Here is an 18,909-nt window from a genome sequence, read left to right on the forward strand (position 1 = left end):
AGGCGCACACGCCTTTCGTGTCAGTCGAGGCGCACCGTGCGTCTGCTCAGAACGAATGCTCGGCGCCCGGGAACGAGCCGTCTCGCACCGCGCGCACGTACGCCTCGACCGCGGCGGCGATGCTCGGCTGGCCGTGCATGAAATCCTTCACGAAGCGCGGGCGTTTGCCGGGGAAAATGCCCAGCATGTCGTGCAGCACCAGCACCTGCCCCGAGCAATCAATGCCCGCGCCGATCCCGATGGTCGGAATCCGCAACTGCTTCGTCACCTCGGCGGCGAGCGCCGCCGGGACGGCTTCCAGCACGATCAGCTGGGCTCCGGCCTCCTGGACCGCGCGCGCATCGCGCAGCAACTGGCTCGCGGCGGCCTCGGTCTTGCCCTGCACCTTGAACCCGCCGAACGCATGTACCGACTGCGGGGTCAGCCCGATGTGCGCGCACACCGGCACGGCACGCTCGACGAGACTGCGGATCGTCCCGGCCAGCCATTCGCCGCCTTCGAGCTTCACCATCTGCGCGCCGGCGCGCATCAGCTCCACCGAACTCGCGAACGCGGCTTCCGGGGTGCCGTACGTGCCGAACGGCAGGTCCGCCACGACCAGCGCCGACGGACGCGCGCGCGCAACGCAGGCGGTATGGTAGGCGATCTCGGCGAGCGTGACCGGCAGCGTCGTCACCTGGCCTTGCAGCACGTTGCCGAGCGAGTCGCCGATCAGCAGCACGTCCACGCCGGCGCGGTCCAGCAGCGCCGCGAAGCTCGCGTCGTAGCAGGTGAGCATGACGATGCGCTCACCGGCGTCACGCATGGACTGCAGCTTCGGAACGGTCATCGCGCTGCGGCTCGGCTCCTGCAAATAAGTCATAAAGACATCCGTGGAAATGAGGGAGGGCGACGCCGCTTCAGCGCGGCATGCCTTTGACAAAGCTTTCCTTGCGCCCGCGCATCGTCTCGATGCGCTCGACCAGCAGCGCGAGGTCCGCGTCGGATTCGAGCGGATTCAGGTGTTCCGCGTTGACCGTCAAGACCGGCGTGCGGTCGTAGTGGTAGAAGAACGTGTTGTACGCGTCGCACAGCGCGCGCAGATACGCGTCTGGAATCTGCAGTTCCATCGGCAGCGCGCGGCGCTGGATGCGCGCGTACAGCGCCTCGGGGCTCGCCTGCAGGTAGACGACGAAGTCCGGCGCGGGCGCGCTCGCGCGCGCTTCGGCGGCGAGCTTTGCGGCGAGCACGCGATAGAGCTGCCATTCGTCGTCGGGCAGCGTGAGCCGCGCGAAGATGTCGTTCTTCTGCGTCATGAAGTCCGCGATCAGCGGCGTGCCGGCCGCGTGAACGGCGGCGACTTCCTCGGCCTGCTGCGCGCGCTGCAGCGCGAAGTGCAGCTGCGTGGGCAGCGCGTAGCGTGCGGTGTCGCGGTAGAAGCGTTCGAGGAACGGGTTGTCCTGCGGCCGTTCGAACAACGGATGCATCGACCAGCGTTCGGCGAGGCGCCGGGCGAGCGACGTCTTGCCGACGCCGATCGGGCCTTCGATCGCGATGTAGCGAAACGGCGGCCGCAACTGCGGTGCGCTGACCGTCAGGGGCGTTGCGTTCATGGGCAGGGGCCCCGCGCGGCGTCGGCCGGGACGCGCTCCTGCTCCGCCGCCGCGTTCAGCAGCGGGCACTGGCAGGGGGACCGGAGCTTTTCGATGCGCTGCGGGGCGACCGCGGCCAGATGCGCGTCGGCGCGGCCTCTCGACGGAATCACGAGATCCGGTGCGAGCTCGACGAGCGGCACGAGCGCGAACGCGCGCTCGGTGAGGCGCGGATGCGGGATGATCAGGTCGGGCTCTTCGACGGTGTGCTCGCCGTACAGCAGGATGTCGAGATCGAGCGTGCGCGGCGCGTTGCGGTAGGGCCGCTCGCGGCCGAAGTGCAACTCGATCTTGTGGCACAACGCGAGCAGATGCCGCGCCGACAGCGTCGTGTCGAGCTTCACGACGCAATTCAGGTAGTCGTCGCCGCCGGCGTCGATCGGGGCCGTGCGATACAGGCTCGACTTCGCGAGCACGGTGATGGCGTGCTGCTGGGCAAGGCAGACCACCGCGTCTTTCAGGGTCTGGCGCGCATCCCCGAGATTTGCGCCGAGACCGAGATAGGCAACCGTCATGGCATCACTTCCTGCGACTATTTTTCGACCGGCGGCTTGCCGGCGCGCGTCAGTCCTCGTGCGGGCCGGCGCGGTCCGCACCGGCGGCCGCGCGCTCGGCCGCCGTGCCGCCTTCGTCCGCGCCGTCGCCCGTCTGGCGGTTGCGGGCGCCGCCGCGCCGCCGCCGCTTGCGCGGACTGCGGTCCTTGCCGCCCTCGGCGAGCAGGCTCTCGCGCCCGGCGGGGTCGGCTTCGATGAAGGCTGTCCACCACGCGCCGGTCGACTCGTCGAGTTCGCCCGATTCGCAGCGTAGCAGGAGGAAATCATACCCCGCTCTGAATCTTTGGTGTTCCAGCAGCTTCAGCGCGCCGCGGCCCGCGTGTTTCTCGAGGCGCAGCTGCAATCCCCAGATCTCGCGCATGTCGGACGAGAAGCGCTTGTGGATCGCGAGCTTTTCGGTCTGCATGTCGAGCACGTCGTCCATCGCGCGGTGCAGTGCGGGCACCGGGAGCTCGCCTTCGGCGGCGTAGTTCTGCGAGCGCTGCTGCACGTCGTGCCACAGCAGCGTCGCGAACAGGAAGCCCGGCGACACCGGCTTGCCGGCCCGCACGCGCGCGTCGGTGCTGTTCAGCGCGAGCGTGATGAAGCGCTCGCCGTGCGGCTGCTCGAGCACCACGTCGAGCAGCGGCAGCAGGCCGTGATGCAGGCCTTCCGCGCGCAGACGCTGCAGGCACGCGAGCGCGTGGCCCGACAGCAGCAGCTTCAGCATTTCGTCGAACAGGCGGGCGGCGGGGACGTTGTTGATCAGGTCGGCCATCTCGCGGATCGGCGCGCGCGTCGCGGCTTCGATTTCGAAGCCGAGCTTGGCCGCAAAACGCACGACGCGCAGCATCCGCACCGGATCTTCGCGGTAGCGCGTGGCCGGGTCGCCGATCATCCGCAGCAGGCGGGCGCGCACGTCGGCCATGCCGTTGTGGTAATCCAGCACGGTTTGCGTGGCCGGATCGTAATACATCGCGTTGATCGTGAAGTCGCGCCGCGTGGCGTCTTCGTGCTGTTCGCCCCAGACGTTGTCGCGCAGCACGCGGCCGCTCGCGTCGACCGCGTGGGTGCGCCGGTCGAGCTCGTCGCGCTTCAGGCGCCGCGGCGGCGGCGCGTCGGCGACGGGGGCGTCGACGAGCGCGCGGAACGTCGAGGTTTCGATGATTTCCTGGCCGAACTGGACGTGCACGATCTGGAAGCGCCGGCCGATGATCCGCGCGCGGCGGAACAGCTTCTGCACCTGGTCGGGGGTCGCGTCGGTGGCGACGTCGAAGTCTTTCGGCGCGACGCCGAGCAGCAGGTCGCGCACCGCGCCGCCGACGATGAACGCGCGAAAGCCCGCTTTCTGCAGCCCCTCGGTGACGCGGATCGCGTTGCGCGATATCAGCGCGGGATCGATGCCGTGGATGTCGGCGGCAATGATGACCGGTGCATCCGGTTCCTGCGCGGCGCGGGCGGGCTTGCGGCGGGTCCGCGCGGGCCTGGCCGGCGCGCCGGCGGCGTCTGCTTCCCCGGCGGGATGCGCGGGCGCCTCGGCGGGCGCCGCTTCCTGTCCGAACAGCTTGCGAATGAGTTTTTTGATCACGTGGGTTGGAAGAGGTCGAGGATGCGCCAGCCGCGCGTCTGCGCATGCGCGCGCAGCGTGTCGTCCGGGTTGGTCGCGATCGGGTCGGTGACTTTTTCGAGCAGCGGAATGTCGTTGTGCGAGTCGCTGTAGAAATAGCTGCGCTCGAAATCCGGCCAGCTCTTGCCGAGCGACGCGAGCCAGGCTTCGGTGCGCACGATCTTGCCTTCCCGGTAGCTCGGCGTGCCGGTCGGGCGGCCCGTGTAGGCCGAATCCGGGTGACCGTCCACGGTCTGCGCTTCGCAGGCGATCAGCGTGTCGATGCCGAACGCCGTGGCGATCGGGCCGGTGATGAATGCATTGGTCGCGGTGACGAGGCAGCACAGGTCGCCGGCGTCGCGATGCCGGCGCACCAGGTCGAGCGCGACCGGCAGGATCGCGGGCCGGATCACCTCGTGCATGTACTGCTCGTGATACGCAGCGAGCTGCGCGCGCGTGTATTTCGACAGCGGCGTGAGCATGGCGACCAGATAGGCGTGAATGTCCAGCCTGCCGGCCTTGTAGTCGGCAAAGAAGCGGTCGTTTTCACGTGCGAAGCTTTCGGCTTCGACCATGCCGTGCCTGACCATGAAGCGGCCCCATTCGTGGTCGCTGTCGGTGGGAATGAGCGTGTGATCGAGGTCGAACAGAGCGAGATTAGCCATGGGGGCCTATTTTACTTGAAGCGGGTGAAGCGGTTGCCGTTCCCGGGTTGCCGCCGGCCGGCGCGGCGAGCAGCGCCCGCAGCAGCGGCAGCGTGACCGCGCGTTTCTGCTCGAGCGAGAAGCGGTCGAGCGCGTCGAGCAGCGCCATCAGGCTCGGCATGTCGCGCCGGTAGTGGGTGAGCAGGTAGGCGGGCACGTCGTCGGCGAGCACGATGCCGCGCTCGCGCGCGGCCTGCTTGAACACCGCGGCCTTCGCGTCGTCGGGCAGCGGCGCAACCTGGAACACGAGGCCCCAGCCGAGGCGCGTGCGCAGGTCTTCCCGCACGTGCAGCCCGATCGGGGCCGCATTGCCGGCGGCGACGAGCGCGCTCGACGGGTGCGCGCGCACCTCGTTGAACAGGTTGAACAGCGCGATCTGCTGCGCGCCGGACAGGCGGTCGCAGTCGTCGAGCGCGTAGAGCGCCACCTGCGGGTCGAAGGCGAACGCGGCAAGGCTGCTCTGCGGCCCGGCGAACCGCGCGTGACCGGGCGCGGCCTCGTGCACGAGCGCCTGCAGCAGATGCGTGCGGCCGCTGCCGGGCTCGCCCCAGATGTAGAACGTGCGGTCGGCGAGCGGGCCGGCCGCGAGCGCGCCCTCGAGCCCGCGCAGCCGCGCGAGCAGCTCGGCGTTCGCGCCGGCGAAGAAGTTGTCGAATGTCGAAGGCGGCGGCGTGCCGAGATCGAGCGTCAGTTGGCGAAGCACAGTGTCGAAAGCCGGATAGGTGAGCCGAGGCGTTGCGGGTCAGTTCCCGGGGTCAGTTTCTGTAGAGCGCGCTCGACAGATAGCTCTGGCGCAGTTCGCGCAGCGCCACCGACAGGATCGCGCTGACCGGCAGCGCCAGCAGCACGCCGAAAAAGCCGAACAGCTGCCCGAACGCGAGCAGCGCGAAGATCACCGCGAGCGGATGCAGGCCGATGCGCTCGCCGACGAGGCGCGGCGTGAGAAAGAAGCTCTCGAGTATCTGGCCGATCCCGTAGACGATGGCCACCGCGCCGAAGCCGTACCAGTCGCCGAACTGCAGCAGCGCGGCGACGAGGGCGAGCGCGAGCCCGGTTGCGTAGCCGATGTACGGAATGAACACCGCGACGCCCGTGAAGATGCCGACCGGCAGCGCGATCTCGAAGCCGGCGATCGTCAGCGCAACCGTATAGTAGGCCGCCAGCACGGCCATCACGAGGAGCTGGCCGCGCAGGTACTGCGACAGCATCTGGTTCATGTCGCGCGCGAGCTGCAGCGTCTTGTCGAGCCAGCGGCGCGGCACGAACACTTCGAGGCGCGCGACGAGGCTGTTCCAGTCGTACAGCAGGTAGAACAGCACGAGCGGCACCATCACGACGTTGCCGATCACCGTGATCATCACGTTGCTGCTGGTGCGGATCGACGTCCATGCGTAGAGCGCGATGGTTTGCGCGCTGCCTTCGAGCTGGTTCATCACGAGGTCGCGCAGGCTGCCGAAGTCGAGCGCGTTGGCGAGGCCGAAGCGCGCGAGCTTCGGCTGCAGCCATGCGTTCAGGTGCGCGAACATGGCCGGCACCTGCTCGCGCAACTGCGGCCCCTCTTTCTGCACGACCACCAGCACGAGCAGGATCAGCATGGTCAGCGCGAGCGTGAAGACGAGCATCATCAGCAGCGCCGCGAGGCCGCGCGGCACGCGCCGGCGGACCAGCGCGGCGACCCCCGGCTGCAGGATGTACGCGAGAATCGCGCCGAGCAGGAACGGCGTGAGCACGGCGCGCAGCAGCCACAACAGCAGGCCGAGGCTGAGCGCGATCGCGGCCCAGATGAGCGCGCGCCGCTGATAGGGCGTGAGAAGGGTGGGGTTCTGCTGCAAAATGGATTCCCAGGTGTCGTCGGAACGGGGAAAGTCCAGCCAACCGGCCGGCATCGGGTAAAATCGCATTTTACCGACCTTCTCGCTCCTCCCCATTCTTCCCCATGAATCGACCGAAATCCGCCCCTGACGCCAAAGGCCTGTCCTACCGCGATGCAGGCGTCGACATCGACGCGGGCGATGCCCTCGTCGACGCGATCAAGCCCTTTGCCAAAAAGACCTTGCGCGACGGCGTGCTGGGCGGCATCGGCGGGTTTGGCGCGCTGTTCGAGGTGCCGAAGAAGTATCGCGAGCCGGTGCTCGTGTCGGGCACGGACGGCGTCGGCACCAAGCTGAAGCTGGCGTTTCATCTGAACAAACACGACACGGTCGGCCAGGACCTCGTCGCGATGAGCGTGAACGACATCCTCGTGCAGGGCGCCGAGCCGCTGTTCTTCCTCGACTATTTCGCGTGCGGCAAGCTCGAAGTGGGCACCGCCGCGACGGTCGTCAAGGGCATCGCACAGGGCTGCGAGCTGGCTGGCTGCGCGCTCATCGGCGGCGAGACGGCGGAAATGCCGGGCATGTACCCGGACGGCGAATACGATCTGGCGGGGTTCGCGGTCGGCGCGGTCGAAAAGAGCAAGATCATCGACGGCAGCACGATCGCGCCGGGCGACGTGGTGCTCGGCCTTGCGTCGAGCGGGATCCATTCGAACGGTTTTTCGCTGGTGCGCAAGATCGTCGAGCGCGCGCAGCCCGATCTCGCGGCCGACTTCGACGGCCGCTCGCTCGCCGACGCGCTGATGGCGCCCACCCGCATCTACGTGAAGCCGCTGCTCGCGCTGATGGCGCAGCTCGCGGTGAAGGGGATGGCGCACATCACGGGCGGCGGGCTGGTCGAGAACATTCCGCGCGTGTTGCGCGCGGGCCTGACCGCCGAGCTGGACCACCGCGCGTGGCCGCTGCCGCCGCTTTTCTCGTGGCTGCAGAAGCACGGCGGCGTCGCGGATGCGGAGATGCACCGCGTGTTCAACTGCGGGATCGGCATGGCGGTGGTGGTCGGCGAGCAGGACGCGGACAAGGCGATCGGGCTGCTGTCGGCGGCAGGCGAGCAGGTGTGGCGGATCGGCACCGTGCGCGCAAGCCGCGAAGGCGAGGCGCAGACTGTGGTGGTGTGAGGCGGGCGCAGCCCGCGTCGGCGCCTGGCGTTTCTGGCGCTGCCAGAATTCATGCATGCATGACGGATTCCTGTCAAACCGCCCGGCTTCAGGCCGGGCGGTTTTTTTGCGTCCATCGGCAAGGAAAAGGACAAGAAGATCGGGGCAGACGTCCACGCCGGCGCGCCCCACACGATGCCGGTCGGCAGCCTGCTGCCCGAACCGGCTCACGCGTCGAGTACTCGCTCGATGGCAGCAAGCGCCAGGTGTGTCGCATCGGCCGCGCAGCAGTCGATCACGATGCGTTCCGGCATCGCGCGCAGCCACGTGAGTTGCCGTTTGCAAAGCTGGCGGGTCGCGAAGATGCCTTTGTCGCGCATCGTCGCGTAATCGGTTTCGCCGTCCAGATAGGCCCACGCTTGCCGGTAGCCGACGCAGCGCATCGACGGCAGCCCGGCGTGCAGGTCGCCGCGCGCGCGCAACCGCTCGACTTCGTCGATGAAACCCGCCGCCAGCATCGCATCGAAACGCTGTGCGATTCGCTCGTGCAGCACGCCGCGATCCGACGGTTCGAGTGCCACCGGCGCGAAGCGCCACGGCGGCGCGTTCGCGTCCGAGTCGACGCGCGGCGGCGCGGCGAGCAGCGCCGACATCGGCTGGCCGGTCAGCAGGTAGATTTCGAGCGCGCGCTGGATGCGCTGCGAATCGTTCGGCGCGAGCCGCGCGGCGCTCGCCGGGTCCACCGCGGCGAGCCGCGCATGCAGCGCCGGCCAGCCGTCGCGGGCGGCGTCGGCGTCGAGCGCGGCGCGTACGTCGGGGTCGGCGGGCGGCAGGTCGTTGAGCCCTTGCGTCAGCGCCTTGTAGTAGAGCATCGTGCCGCCGACGATCAGCGGCGTGCGGCCGCGCGCGTGGATCTCGCGTACGAGGCGCAGCGCGTCCGAGCGAAATTCGGCGGCCGAGTACGCGTCGGCCGGATCGATGACGTCGATCAGATGGTGCGGCACCTGCGCGCGCTCGGCGAGCGCGGGTTTCGCGGTGCCGATATCCATCTCGCGGTAGACGAGCGCCGAGTCGAGGCTCACGATCTCGACCGGCCGCCGCGCCGCGAATGCGAGCGCGGCGGCGGTCTTGCCGGAGGCGGTCGGGCCAAGCAGGCAGGCAACCGGCGGGCGTGGGGCGGACGTCATCGGCACACTATCGGAGCAAAGCATCGGAGCAAAGCATCGGGGCGCGCGCGATCATTGACCGCGCATGAACAGCCGGTCGAGATCCGCGAGCGTCAGCTGATACCAGGTCGGGCGGCCGTGATTGCACTGGTCCGCGCGCTCGGTGACCTCCATCTGGCGCAGCAGCGCGTTCATCTCGTCGAGCGTCAGGCGGCGGTTGGCGCGCACCGCGTGATGACAGGCGAGCGTGCCGAGCAGTTCGTGTTGCCGCTCGGTCAGCACGCGCGAGCTGCCGTATGCCTGCAGGTCGGCGAGGACCGCGCGGGCGAGCGCCGGCAGATCGGCGTCCTTCAGCAGTGCGGGGACCGCGCGGATCGCGAGCGTCGTCGGCGACAGCACCGCGAGGTCGAAGCCGAGCGCGTCGAGCGTGTCGCGCGCTTCGTCGACGAGACCGATTTCGACCGGACTGGCCGGCATCGTCGCGGGAATCAGCAGCGGCTGCACCGCGATCGCGCGGTCGGCGAGCGCATGCTTGAACTGCTCGTACAGGATGCGCTCGTGCGCGGCGTGCATGTCCACGAGCACCAGCCCGCGCGCGTTCTGCGCGAGCACGTAGATGCCGTGCAGCTGGCCGAGCGCGAAGCCGAGCGGCTGGGCGTCGCTGAAGTCGACGGATGCGGCATGGCCCGCCGGCGGCGCGAACAGCGATGGCGCCTCGGCTGCCGGATCGCGTGCTTCGAGCGTGGTGGCGCCGTCGGGCGTACCCGCGCCGCTGTCCTTGCGGCCGAACAGCGCATCGTAGAGCGCGAGCGGCTGCGCGACCGGCAGCGTGCCCTGGGTCATGCGGGCGTCGCGCAGCCACGTGGTGCCGCCGGGCGAGCCGCTTGCGCGCATGCTGTCGCGTCCCGGCTCGCCGGCGCGGCTGCCGCCCGCACCGGGCGAGCCGAATGCACCGCGCGCGCCGGACAAGCCGGGGCCGGAGCCAGAGCCGGGAGCAAAGCCGGAGCCGGGAGCAAAGCCAGAGCCGGAGCCGGGGCCGGAGCCGGAGCCGGAGCCGGAGCCGGAGCCGGAGCCGGAACCGGGGCCAAAGCCAGAGCCAGAGCCCGAAGTCCCGGCGCCCGGCACGGCGCCGAGCGTCGCGAGTCCGCCTGCGAGCGGCGCGAGGTGGGCGGCATGGCCGCCCGCCGTGGTGTCGGGCGAGGCGCCGGCGTGCCGCGCGAGCGCGCGCTGCACGGCATGGAACACGAATTGATGGATCGAGCGCGAGTCGCGAAACCGGACCTCGATCTTCGACGGATGGACGTTCACGTCGACCGCCTCGGGGGGCAGGTCGAGGAACAGCACGTAGGACGGGTAGCGTTCGCCATGCAGCACGTCCTCGTATGCGGCGCGCACCGCGTGCGTCAGCAGCTTGTCGCGCACGAAGCGGCCGTTCACGAAGAAGTACTGCTGGTCCGCGCGGCCGCGGCTCGCGGTCGGCAGTCCGGCGCAGCCGTAGACGGCGAGCGGGCCGGCCGATTCGTCGAGCGGCAGATGGGCGGTGGCGAAGGTGTCGCCGAGAATCTTCGCGACGCGCGTCGCGGGATCGGACGTGTTCCAGTGCTCGACCGCACGGCCGTTGTGCAGCACCGAAATCGCGATGTCGGGCCGCGCCAGCGCGACCCGGCGGATCATCTCCAGGCAATGGCCGAGTTCGGTCTGCTCGCTCTTCAGAAACTTGCGGCGCGCGGGGGTGTTGAAATACAGCTCGCGCACCTCGACCGTCGTGCCGCGCGTGCCGGCGGCAGGCGCGAGCACGCCGGTCTGCGCGTCGATGCGCACCGCGTGCGGCGCGTCTTCGGGGCGGCTCGTGATGAAGAGTTCCGACACCGATGCAATCGACGCGAGCGCTTCGCCGCGAAACCCGAGCGTGCCGACCGCTTCGAGTTCGGCCAGCGAGCGGATCTTGCTGGTCGCGTGGCGCATCAGCGCGAGCGTGAGCTCGCGCTCGGGGATCCCGCAGCCGTCGTCGGCGATCGAGATGCGTTTGATGCCGCCTTCGTCGAGCAGGATGCGCAGCGTCTGCGCGCCGGCGTCCACCGCGTTTTCGAGCAGCTCCTTGACGACCGATGCGGGTCGCTCGACGACCTCGCCGGCGGCGATCTGGCTGATCAGCAGATCCGGCAGCGGCTGAATCGCGCGCGGCGGGCGCAGGGCGGGGGCCGCAGCTGCGGCGTCGGCGGAAGCGGTGGCTTTGGCCGAAGCCGCGGCGTTGGCGGAGGAGTCGGAGAATTCGGACATGGCGAAATTATAGCGATTCGCCGCGCGCCGGCCGCCGGGTTGCCCGGCAACCCGGCTGCGCGGCAACCCGGCAACCCGGCAACCCGGCAACCCGGCAACCCGGCAACCCGGCAACCCGGCAACCCGGCAACCCGGCAACCCGGCAACCCGGCTGCGCGCGGGTCGCCGCACCCGGGCCGTCGCATCGAGACCGGCCGTGTGGGGTCGCGCGCGCGGTTTTCTTATCGCGTACGGGCACTTTCGGTATCATGGCGCGGTCAATTTCCACGCCACCCGCGCGCGCCATCGCGGCGCGCCGGTTCCGGTGACTCGCTCAATAAGGGACGCATTTGGACACGCTGCTGCAGTTCGTGAATCTTGTCTTGCACATCGACAAGTTCCTCGGCATTTTCATTCACCAGTACGGCGGATGGGTCTACGCGGTGCTGTTCATGATCGTGTTCTGCGAAACCGGGCTCGTCGTGCTGCCGTTCCTGCCGGGCGATTCGCTGCTGTTCATCGGCGGTGCGTTCAGCGCGAGCGGCGAAATGAACCTGTTGCTGCTGATCGTGCTGCTGCTCGTGGCGGCCATCGGCGGCAATACCGTCAACTACCTGATTGGCCGGGCGCTCGGGCCGAAGGTGTTCAACACCCATTTGCCGGTGCTCGAACGCTTTCTCGATCGCGCGGCGCTGCGCAAGACCCACAATTTCTACGAGCGCCACGGCGGCAAGACGATCGTGCTCGCGCGTTTCATTCCGGTCGTGCGCACCTTTGCGCCGTTCGTCGCGGGCGCGTCCGAGATGGGCGTGAGCCGCTTCCAGTTCTTCAACTTCATCGGCGCGCTGCTGTGGGTGCTGCTGCTGGTGCTGCTCGGCTACTTCTTCGGCAACATTCCATTTATCCGCCAGTACCTGAACGTGATCGTGCTGGTCGGCGCAGGCGCCGCGATCGTGCCGGTGGTGCTCGGCGCGCTGTGGAAGATGCTGCGCAAGCCGGCGGTGCAGCGCGGCCGCTGAACGGCATCAGGCGAGCGCGCCGGCTGGCGCGCTCGCCGACGCGCCGCCGCCAGCCGCGCGTCGGCCGCGTGTCGGCCGCAGATCTACAGATCGAGTACCAGCAGTGCGCTTTTCGCGCGTGAGCAGCAGGGCAGGAACTGGTCGTTGGCGGCGCGCTCGTCGTCGGTGAGATAGACGTCGCGGTGCTCGGGCTCGCCGTCCAGCACGCGCGTGAGGCAGGTTCCGCATACGCCCTGCTCGCAGGACGTCGCAACCTCCACGCCGTGCGCGCGCAGCGCGTCGATCACGCTCGTACCGGCGGGGACGTCGACGACGCGGCCAGAGTGCGCGAGCTTGACCTGGAACGCGTGGTCGTTCGGCTGCGCATCCTTTTTCTCCACGGGCGCCGCGCCGAAATATTCCCGATGCAGGTTCGCCGCGTGCCACCCGGCGGCGGTGGCCGTGCCGAGCACCGCGTCGATGAAGCCGGTCGGGCCGCAGACATAGGCATGCGTATCCGCCTGCGGACGGGCGAGCACGGCGCGCAAATCGAGGCGCGCGTGCGGTTCCGCAGTGTCGTGATAGATGCGCGCGTGCGCCGCGAATTCAGGCGCGGCGAGACGCTCGCGAAACGCGGTGCGCGCGGGTTCGCGGGTGCAGTAATGCAACTCGAACGAACGTCCCGCGAGCAGCAGGTGCTCGGCCATGCACAGGATCGGCGTGATGCCGATGCCGCCCGCGAGCAGGATCGTGTGGGAGGCCTGTGCTGCGAGCGGAAAATGATTCTTCGGGGTACTGATTTCCAGCGTGGTCCCTTCCTGCAGTGCATGCATGGCGATCGATCCGCCGCGCGACGCCGGATCGCGCAGCACGCCGATCCGGTAGTGTCCGGTTTCGGCAGGGCTGTTGCACAGCGAGTACTGGCGGATGCGGCCGTCCACGTGGACGTCGATATGCGCGCCCGCGCTGAACGGCGGCAGCGGCGCGGCGTCGGCCGACGCCAGTTCGAACAGGCAGATGTCGGTGGCAAGCGGCAGCTTGCGGGCAATGACGGCTTTCATGGGGTCTCGGCAAGGTCGGGCGCGGCGGGCAGGATTCCAGGCATGGCACACACATCGAACCGCGGCGGGCGCGTCGTGACGGCGCGCCCGCCGCCGGTCAATGCGCGGCGGCCAGCGTGTGTTCGTCGGCGGCGAGGCGTTCGAGCACGCGCCGGGCCTGCACGCCGCCCGCGTCGATATTGAGCTTCAGCAACGCGCGCTCCGGCCAGGTCAGCAGGTTGCGCTGCTGCGCTTCGAGCATGCCGAGGTCTTCGGCGAAGATTTTCCCCTGGCCGATGCGGATCGTGTCGGTGAGCGCGGCGTCGTCGACGGCGAAATTGCGCGCCATGCCCCAGAAATACCAGATCGAGGTCTCCGTTTCCGGCGTGATGAAATCGACGACGATGCTCGACACCTTGTGCGCGGGGTCCGCGTGGTAGCCCCCCTTGCCGGCATGCGCGACCCCCACTTCGATCATCACGTGGCTGGGCGGCGTGAAATGGCAGATTTGCCAGCGGTCGCACGGCACGTCGTCGGCGAGGCCGTTGCCGCGCAGCGCGGCGGCCCAGAACGGCGGCGCCACGATGTTCTCCATGAAGCGGCTGGTCGTCACGGTGTCGCCGTTCATGCGGGTGGCGGGCGCCGCTTCCTCGATCTCCGGCTGGCCGATGCTCGACGCGTGCACGTAGGTTTCGTGCGTGAGGTCCATCAGGTTGTCGATCATCAGGCGATAGTCGCACTGGATGTGATAAAGGCCGCCGCCATAGGCCCACGCCGGGTTTTCCGCCCATTCGAGCGGATGGATCTTCGCGGGGTCGGCGAGCGCGGCGTCGCCGGGCCACACCCAGATGAAGCCGTGGCGTTCGACCGCCGGGAACGTGCGGATCGACGGGATGCCGCCGACGCGCTGGCACGGCATGCTCACGCACTGGCCGTTGGCCCCCATCGTGAGGCCGTGATAGCCGCATACCAGATGGCCGTCGCGCACGGTGCCGAGCGACAGCGGCGCACCGCGATGCGGGCAGAAATCTTCGAGTGCCGCGACTGCGCCGGCGCCGTCGCGGTAGAACACGATGCGCTCGCCGCAGATCTGGCGGCCGAGCGGCCGCGCAGCGATTTCGTCCGGCGTGCAGGCGACGTACCACGCGTTTTTCAGGAACATCAGTCTCCTCCTGGCGCTTCGATGCGCCGTTTGTTCGGTTGAGCGAGTGCGGGCGGCGCGGCGTGCCGGCCTCGCGGGGTCCGGCTAGCGCGGATTGCGGCGGATCAGGTTGCCGCCGATCAGCTTCGCCATCGCACGCTGGTTGTCCAGCACGCGTTTGAGGTTCTGGTGAGCGATCTTCGCGTGCTCGCGCATCAGCGCTTCGGCGCGGGCGCCTTCGCGGTTCTCGATGGCCTCGATCACGGCGCGGTGCTGGGCCTGCGCGACCACCAGCGTCTCGCGTGCGCGCGGGTCGAGCGACTGCACGACGCTGAACGCGCTGGCCGATGCGAACGGCAGCGTCGCGACCTTTTCGATCTGCCGCCCGACGACCGCGCTGTCCGCGGCGGCGGCCAGCAGGCGGTGAAAGCGGGCGTTCGCGTCGACGTAGGCAGAGAACGTGTCGTCAGTGAGATCGCCGATCAGCACGGTGTCGATTTCGTCGACGCAGTCGCGCAGGTCCCGGTACATCGAATGCGTGATGCCGCGCTCGGCGGCCAGCCGCGCGGCGAGCCCTTCGAGCGTGCCGCGCAGCTCGATCGAATCCTGGATTTCGGTTTCGCTGAACGCGCGCACCGCGAAGCCGCCCGACGGGATCGGCTCGATCAGCCCCTCTTCCTGCAGCCGGATCAGCCCGGCGCGCACCGGCGTACGCGATACGCCGAGACGCTCGACGACCCATAGCTCCGAGATGCGCTCGCCGGGACCCAGTTCGCCGCCGAGGATCAGTTCGCGCAAGCCGAGCAGCGCGCGCACGGTTTGCGAGGCGCTGGCGGCGGATTTGCCGTCGACGGCGGAGGTGTCGGGATCGGACATGGAAAGGCTCGCTCAACAGTCGGGTGAGGCGGTCTGATTGGGTGGCCAGTCAGCCGTTCGTGGATACAAATTGTATACAACGAATCGCGTCAATCAATCGATTTGCAGCCAATTGCGGGTTTACGTGGACATTGGAGGCCGTATTTCGATGCTTTTTGTGTACATCAGGGCAAACTACGCATTGACCTGTCAGACGCATCTTCATAGAATTCGCGCAGAAAGTTCGTTAAGCGAAGCCGGGTTCTTTAGGCGAACAATAGGAGACATTATCGTGCCCCAGATTTCCCCGCAGCATGACACCCGTTACGAGCGCAAGACGCTCGTGCTGCTGGCCATCGGATTTGGCCTCGTCGGGCTCGACCGCTGGATCATCGCCCCGCTGTTCCCTCACATGATGAAAGACCTCCATCTGTCGTATCAGCAGCTCGGTTCGCTGATCGGCATTCTGAGTCTTGCCTGGGGGGTGTTCTCGATCACGATGGGCCGCCTGTCGGACCGCATCGGCCGGCGCCGCATCATGATCGGCGCGATGGTGATGTTCTCGCTGCTCTCGAGTTTCTCGGGCTTCGCCAGCGGCTTTCTCAGCCTGCTGCTGATCCGCGCGGTGATGGGCGTTGCCGAAGGCGCGTTCACGCCGACCAGCGTCGCCGCGGTCGGCGAGGCGTCGCATCCGTCGCGGCGCGGTTTCAACCAGGGGCTGCAACTCAGCATGTTTGCGCTGATGGGCCTCGGCCTCGCGCCGATCATCGCGACCCAGTTGCTGCGGGTGCTGCCGTCATGGCACTGGGTGTTCGCGGTGTCGGCGATTCCGGGGCTGATCGTCGCGGTGCTGATCGCCGCGCTGCTGCGCGACCATCCGCGCAGCGAACTCGCCCAGAGCGTCGCTGCCAGGACCTCGGAAAAGCCGCGCTGGAGTGCGTTGTTCCGCAGCCGCAACGTGGTCCTCGCGATGCTCGCGACACTGTGCGCGATGGCCGGCATCTTCGTGATCGGCGCGATGGTGCCGAACTATCTGGTCGATTACCTGCATCTCGATACCGAGCACATGGGCTTCGTCGTGTCGGCGATCGGTTTCGGCGGGTTCTTCGGCGAGTTTGGACTGGCAGGGGTATCGGACTTCATCGGCCGCCGCGCGACCGCGGTGGTGTCGTTCGTCGGCGCGGCGGTCTCGCTCTATCTGTTCGCGGGAGTCGGTGCGAATCCGACGCTGCTGTTCATCGTGCTGTTCGTCGTGTCGTTCTTCGCGCTCGGCCTGCTCGGGCTGTTCACCGGGCCCATCGCAACCGAAGCGGCGCCGCTCGGCCTGGTCGCGTCGGCGATCGGGATTACGTCGGGCACCGGCGAGATTTTCGGCGGGGGTGTCGCGCCGGCGGTAGCGGGCTACATCGCGCAGCACTATGGCATCCAGTTCACGCTGCAGTTTGCGCTCGGCGGCCTGATCTGCGGCGCGTTCGTCTCGCTCGCGCTGCTCGAAACCGCGCCGCGCCTCGTCGCGCGTCGCGCTGCGAACGCCGCCGCCGTCACCGAATAAGGCGCGGCGCGTCGCATTCCGGGTCGGACCTGTCATGACGGTCCGGTTCAGGCATCCTGAATATAACGTACTACTAATCAATAGTCAGACAACGACAAGGAGGCAGGCTCATGAAATACCGTGCAATGTGGTGTGTCGCGCTCGGCGCGTTCGCGGTCGGTCAGGCGCACGCGGAGGGCGCGGGCAGCAGCGTGACGCTGTACGGCCTGATCGATGCTGGCGTGTCGTACGTCAGCAACGAGGGGGGCAGCAAGAACGTGAAGTTCGACGACGGCATCATGGTGCCGAACCTGTGGGGGATCAAGGGCAGCGAGGATCTGGGCGGCGGCTTGCATGCGGTGTTCAACCTCGTCGACCAGTTCACGCTCGGCACCGGATCGATCCTGTCCGGCGAAGGCCTGTTCGGCCGCAACGCGTACGTGGGACTCACGAGCGACCGCTATGGCAGCGTCACGCTCGGCAACCAGTACGATTTCATGACCGATTCGCTCTTTTTCGGCGGCGACGATGCGGCGATGGGCGTAGGCGGCCTGTACAACTTCCGTGCGGGCCCGTTCGGCAAGATCGACATTCCCGGCAACCCGCCGTTCGCGTCGCAATTCGACTGGGACCGGATGGCCGGCGCGACGGTGGAGAACTCGATCAAGTATCAGTCGGCGTCGCTCGGCGGTTTCCGGTTCGGCGCGCTGTATGGGTTCGGCGGCGTGCCGGGATCGTTCGGCAGCGGCAACTCCGTGAGCGTCGGCGCGAATTTCGATCGCGGTCCGCTTGGCCTTGGCGCCGCGTATACCGAAGTCAAATATCTGAGCACCGGCGAGCCCGAGGTCGGCGTGCGCAACTGGGGTCTCGGTGCGCACTACCGGTTCGGCAACCTGACCACGACCGCCCTCGTGACGACCGTGCGCAACACGTACAACGGCGGTGCGATCGCGGAAGGGGAACTGGGCGCGACGTGGCTGTTCGATCCGCAATGGGAACTGGGTGCGGACTATATGTACATGAAGGGCGACGCGTACCTGAACAACAATCACGCGAACCAGTTGACCGCGGTGCTCGACCATATTCTGTCCAAGCGCACGATGGTCTATGTCGAGGGCGTGTACCAGCGCGCCAACAGCGGCGCGCAGGCGCTGATCAACGGCGTGCTCGATCCGACCGGTTCGTCGAGCGGACCGACTCAGGTGATTGCGCGCGTGGGCGTGCAGACCCGCTTCTGATCCGCCTCTAATCTACTTCTGATCCCATTCTGATCCGCGCCTGCGCGAGGCGGCCCGGTGGCCGCCTTGCCGCCACCCGCCGGCGCGGCCGCGCTGGCCGCGCGCCGACGTGTTCGCCGCGGCCCCCTTTTCCTCGCGTGACGCCCTCAAGCCGCACCCGCCGCAAGATCGCGGACCGGGTGTCGCGCAAACGCACGCGTTGTAAGCGAATCGAAATATGTCTAGACATTAGCGCGACGTATTACACGGACGGCGTGTCGCGCGGCCCATCGGAATGTGACCATATCCCTTCATTTAAGGGCATCCAGGTACTCACAAACCCTGATTGCTGGATCAGTCGTTCATCCTTTATCTTGTCTATACAAGCTAACGGCGACCTGATCTTGCCGCACCCTTGGCCGTCGTGTGTTCCATACGTTTCGGCAACGCTCATTCCCCTGTCACGGTAGACCCCTGATGAAGAAACTTGCGCTGTGCCTCGCGCTCGCCGCCGCTGCTGCCGGCGTGCAGGCGAAAGACTGGTCGACAATCCGCTTCGGCGTCGACGCCAGCTATCCCCCGTTCGAATCGAAGGGCGCGAGCGGCCAGCTCGTGGGTTTCGATATCGATCTCGGCAACGAGATCTGCCGCCGCCTGCACGCGAAGTGCGTGTGGGTTGAAAACGACTTCGACGGGATGATCCCCGCGCTGAAGGCGAAGAAATTCGACGGCGTGCTGTCGTCGATGTCGATGACGCCGCAGCGCGAGGAGCAGATCGCGTTCTCCGACAAGCTGTTCAACACGCCGACGCGCCTCGTCGCGAAGAAGGGCTCGGGCCTGCTGCCGACGGCCGCATCGCTGCAGGGCAAGGCGGTCGGCGTCGAACAGGGCACGATCCAGGAAACCTACGCCAAGACCTACTGGGCGCCGAAGGGCGTGAAGGTCGTGTCGTACCAGAACCAGGACGAGGTCTACACGGACCTGCTGTCGGGCCGCCTCGACGCGTCGCTGCAGGATGCGGTCGAAGCCAACCTGGGCTTTCTCGCGACGCCGCGCGGCGCGGGCTTCCAGTTCGCCGGCGCCGACATCGACGATCCGAAGACGCTCGGCAACGGCGCGGGCATCGGCTTGCGCAAGGACGACACCGACCTGAAGGAAAAGATCGACGGCGCGATCTCGTCGATGATCAAGGACGGCACCTACAGGAAGATCGAGCAGAAGTACTTCACGTTCGACGTGTACGGCAGCTAGACGGCC

At 68.0% G+C, this 18,909-nt stretch carries 17 protein-coding genes; 5 read left to right on the plus strand and 12 right to left on the minus strand.

From position 1 onward, the window contains the following. Positions 1–46 precede the first annotated feature (46 nt). From panB to AC3AP7_RS01840, 7 genes are read right to left on the minus strand one after another with little or no spacing between them, the layout of a single operon-like run. Positions 47–862 (minus strand): 3-methyl-2-oxobutanoate hydroxymethyltransferase, encoded by an 816-nt coding sequence (panB, locus tag AC3AP7_RS01810; RefSeq protein WP_475766145.1) that lies wholly within the window; start codon positions 860–862, stop codon positions 47–49. A gap of 37 nt (positions 863–899) precedes the next feature. Beyond that, the gene (locus tag AC3AP7_RS01815) at positions 900–1,592 is read right to left on the minus strand and encodes a deoxynucleoside kinase (protein WP_475766144.1); all 693 of its coding nucleotides are present in this window, start codon (positions 1,590–1,592) and stop codon (positions 900–902) included. Next, the gene (gene folK, locus AC3AP7_RS01820; protein WP_475766142.1) at positions 1,589–2,146 is read right to left on the minus strand and encodes a 2-amino-4-hydroxy-6-hydroxymethyldihydropteridine diphosphokinase; all 558 of its coding nucleotides are present in this window, start codon (positions 2,144–2,146) and stop codon (positions 1,589–1,591) included. Before folK ends, AC3AP7_RS01815 begins: the two co-directional genes overlap by 4 nt. A 49-nt stretch (positions 2,147–2,195) precedes the next feature. Continuing rightward, on the minus strand, positions 2,196–3,752 hold the full coding sequence (pcnB, locus tag AC3AP7_RS01825; RefSeq protein WP_475766140.1) for a polynucleotide adenylyltransferase PcnB: 1,557 nt from the start codon (positions 3,750–3,752) through the stop codon (positions 2,196–2,198). Further along, positions 3,749–4,435 carry a histidinol-phosphatase gene (locus tag AC3AP7_RS01830; protein WP_475766138.1) on the minus strand — a complete coding sequence of 229 codons (687 nt, stop codon included), beginning with the start codon at positions 4,433–4,435 and terminating at the stop codon, positions 3,749–3,751. Before AC3AP7_RS01830 ends, pcnB begins: the two co-directional genes overlap by 4 nt. Further along, positions 4,428–5,177, minus strand: coding sequence for a DnaA regulatory inactivator Hda (gene hda / locus AC3AP7_RS01835; protein WP_475766136.1), 750 nt, complete (start codon positions 5,175–5,177; stop codon positions 4,428–4,430). The genes AC3AP7_RS01830 and hda overlap by 8 nt, the downstream gene beginning before the upstream one ends. 52 nt (positions 5,178–5,229) lie before the next feature. Next, positions 5,230–6,306, minus strand: coding sequence for an AI-2E family transporter (locus AC3AP7_RS01840; protein ID WP_475767844.1), 1,077 nt, complete (start codon positions 6,304–6,306; stop codon positions 5,230–5,232). Positions 6,307–6,410: 104 nt separating this feature from the next. On the opposite strand from AC3AP7_RS01840, the gene purM reads away from it, so the two are divergent. Further along, positions 6,411–7,466 (plus strand): phosphoribosylformylglycinamidine cyclo-ligase, encoded by a 1,056-nt coding sequence (gene purM, locus AC3AP7_RS01845; protein ID WP_475766134.1) that lies wholly within the window; start codon positions 6,411–6,413, stop codon positions 7,464–7,466. 206 nt (positions 7,467–7,672) lie between these two features. Here purM and miaA read toward each other — a convergent pair whose 3' ends face one another. Beyond that, entirely contained in the window at positions 7,673–8,632 is a 960-nt protein-coding gene (gene miaA / locus AC3AP7_RS01850) for a tRNA (adenosine(37)-N6)-dimethylallyltransferase MiaA (RefSeq protein WP_475766132.1), read from the minus strand. Positions 8,633–8,683: 51 nt separating this feature from the next. Further along, positions 8,684–10,891 (minus strand): DNA mismatch repair endonuclease MutL, encoded by a 2,208-nt coding sequence (mutL, locus tag AC3AP7_RS01855; protein ID WP_475766130.1) that lies wholly within the window; start codon positions 10,889–10,891, stop codon positions 8,684–8,686. Positions 10,892–11,220: 329 nt separating this feature from the next. Between mutL and AC3AP7_RS01860 the strand changes: the two genes are divergently transcribed. Then, positions 11,221–11,889 carry a VTT domain-containing protein gene (locus AC3AP7_RS01860; protein ID WP_475766128.1) on the plus strand — a complete coding sequence of 223 codons (669 nt, stop codon included), beginning with the start codon at positions 11,221–11,223 and terminating at the stop codon, positions 11,887–11,889. A gap of 83 nt (positions 11,890–11,972) precedes the next feature. Here AC3AP7_RS01860 and AC3AP7_RS01865 read toward each other — a convergent pair whose 3' ends face one another. The 3 genes from AC3AP7_RS01865 to AC3AP7_RS01875 form a co-directional block, all read right to left on the minus strand. Then, positions 11,973–12,929: a PDR/VanB family oxidoreductase gene (locus tag AC3AP7_RS01865; protein WP_475766126.1), complete on the minus strand. Its 957-nt coding sequence runs from the start codon at positions 12,927–12,929 to the stop codon at positions 11,973–11,975. A gap of 97 nt (positions 12,930–13,026) precedes the next feature. Further along, the gene (locus AC3AP7_RS01870) at positions 13,027–14,070 is read right to left on the minus strand and encodes an aromatic ring-hydroxylating dioxygenase subunit alpha (RefSeq protein ID WP_475766124.1); all 1,044 of its coding nucleotides are present in this window, start codon (positions 14,068–14,070) and stop codon (positions 13,027–13,029) included. A gap of 84 nt (positions 14,071–14,154) precedes the next feature. Continuing rightward, positions 14,155–14,925, minus strand: a complete 771-nt coding sequence (locus AC3AP7_RS01875; protein WP_475766122.1) for a GntR family transcriptional regulator — start codon at positions 14,923–14,925, stop codon at positions 14,155–14,157. 280 nt (positions 14,926–15,205) lie between these two features. Here AC3AP7_RS01875 and AC3AP7_RS01880 point away from each other — a divergent pair, with 280 nt between their 5' ends. From AC3AP7_RS01880 to AC3AP7_RS01890, 3 genes are all read left to right on the plus strand, one after another. Then, positions 15,206–16,456 (plus strand): MFS transporter, encoded by a 1,251-nt coding sequence (locus tag AC3AP7_RS01880; protein WP_475767842.1) that lies wholly within the window; start codon positions 15,206–15,208, stop codon positions 16,454–16,456. 110 nt (positions 16,457–16,566) lie between these two features. Next, entirely contained in the window at positions 16,567–17,673 is a 1,107-nt protein-coding gene (locus AC3AP7_RS01885; RefSeq protein WP_475766120.1) for a porin, read from the plus strand. A 456-nt stretch (positions 17,674–18,129) separates the two neighbouring features. Then, positions 18,130–18,903: an ABC transporter substrate-binding protein gene (locus AC3AP7_RS01890; protein ID WP_475766118.1), complete on the plus strand. Its 774-nt coding sequence runs from the start codon at positions 18,130–18,132 to the stop codon at positions 18,901–18,903. Positions 18,904–18,909 lie beyond the last annotated feature (6 nt).

The sequence above is a fragment of the Paraburkholderia sp. PAMB 6770 genome (assembly GCF_057748135.1).

Bases quoted from the DNA above. Each gene is read 5' to 3' on its own strand.
- panB (WP_475766145.1), bottom strand. From the start codon at position 862: ATGACTTATTTGCAGGAGCCGAGCCGCAGCGCGATGACCGTTCCGAAG.
- AC3AP7_RS01815 (WP_475766144.1), bottom strand. From the start codon at position 1,592: ATGAACGCAACGCCCCTGACGGTCAGCGCACCGCAGTTGCGGCCGCCG.
- folK (WP_475766142.1), bottom strand. From the start codon at position 2,146: ATGACGGTTGCCTATCTCGGTCTCGGCGCAAATCTCGGGGATGCGCGC.
- AC3AP7_RS01830 (WP_475766138.1), bottom strand. From the start codon at position 4,435: ATGGCTAATCTCGCTCTGTTCGACCTCGATCACACGCTCATTCCCACC.
- purM (WP_475766134.1), top strand. From the start codon at position 6,411: ATGAATCGACCGAAATCCGCCCCTGACGCCAAAGGCCTGTCCTACCGC.
- miaA (WP_475766132.1), bottom strand. From the start codon at position 8,632: ATGACGTCCGCCCCACGCCCGCCGGTTGCCTGCCTGCTTGGCCCGACC.
- mutL (WP_475766130.1), bottom strand. From the start codon at position 10,891: ATGTCCGAATTCTCCGACTCCTCCGCCAACGCCGCGGCTTCGGCCAAA.
- AC3AP7_RS01865 (WP_475766126.1), bottom strand. From the start codon at position 12,929: ATGAAAGCCGTCATTGCCCGCAAGCTGCCGCTTGCCACCGACATCTGC.
- AC3AP7_RS01870 (WP_475766124.1), bottom strand. From the start codon at position 14,070: ATGTTCCTGAAAAACGCGTGGTACGTCGCCTGCACGCCGGACGAAATC.
- AC3AP7_RS01875 (WP_475766122.1), bottom strand. From the start codon at position 14,925: ATGTCCGATCCCGACACCTCCGCCGTCGACGGCAAATCCGCCGCCAGC.
- AC3AP7_RS01885 (WP_475766120.1), top strand. From the start codon at position 16,567: ATGAAATACCGTGCAATGTGGTGTGTCGCGCTCGGCGCGTTCGCGGTC.
- AC3AP7_RS01890 (WP_475766118.1), top strand. From the start codon at position 18,130: ATGAAGAAACTTGCGCTGTGCCTCGCGCTCGCCGCCGCTGCTGCCGGC.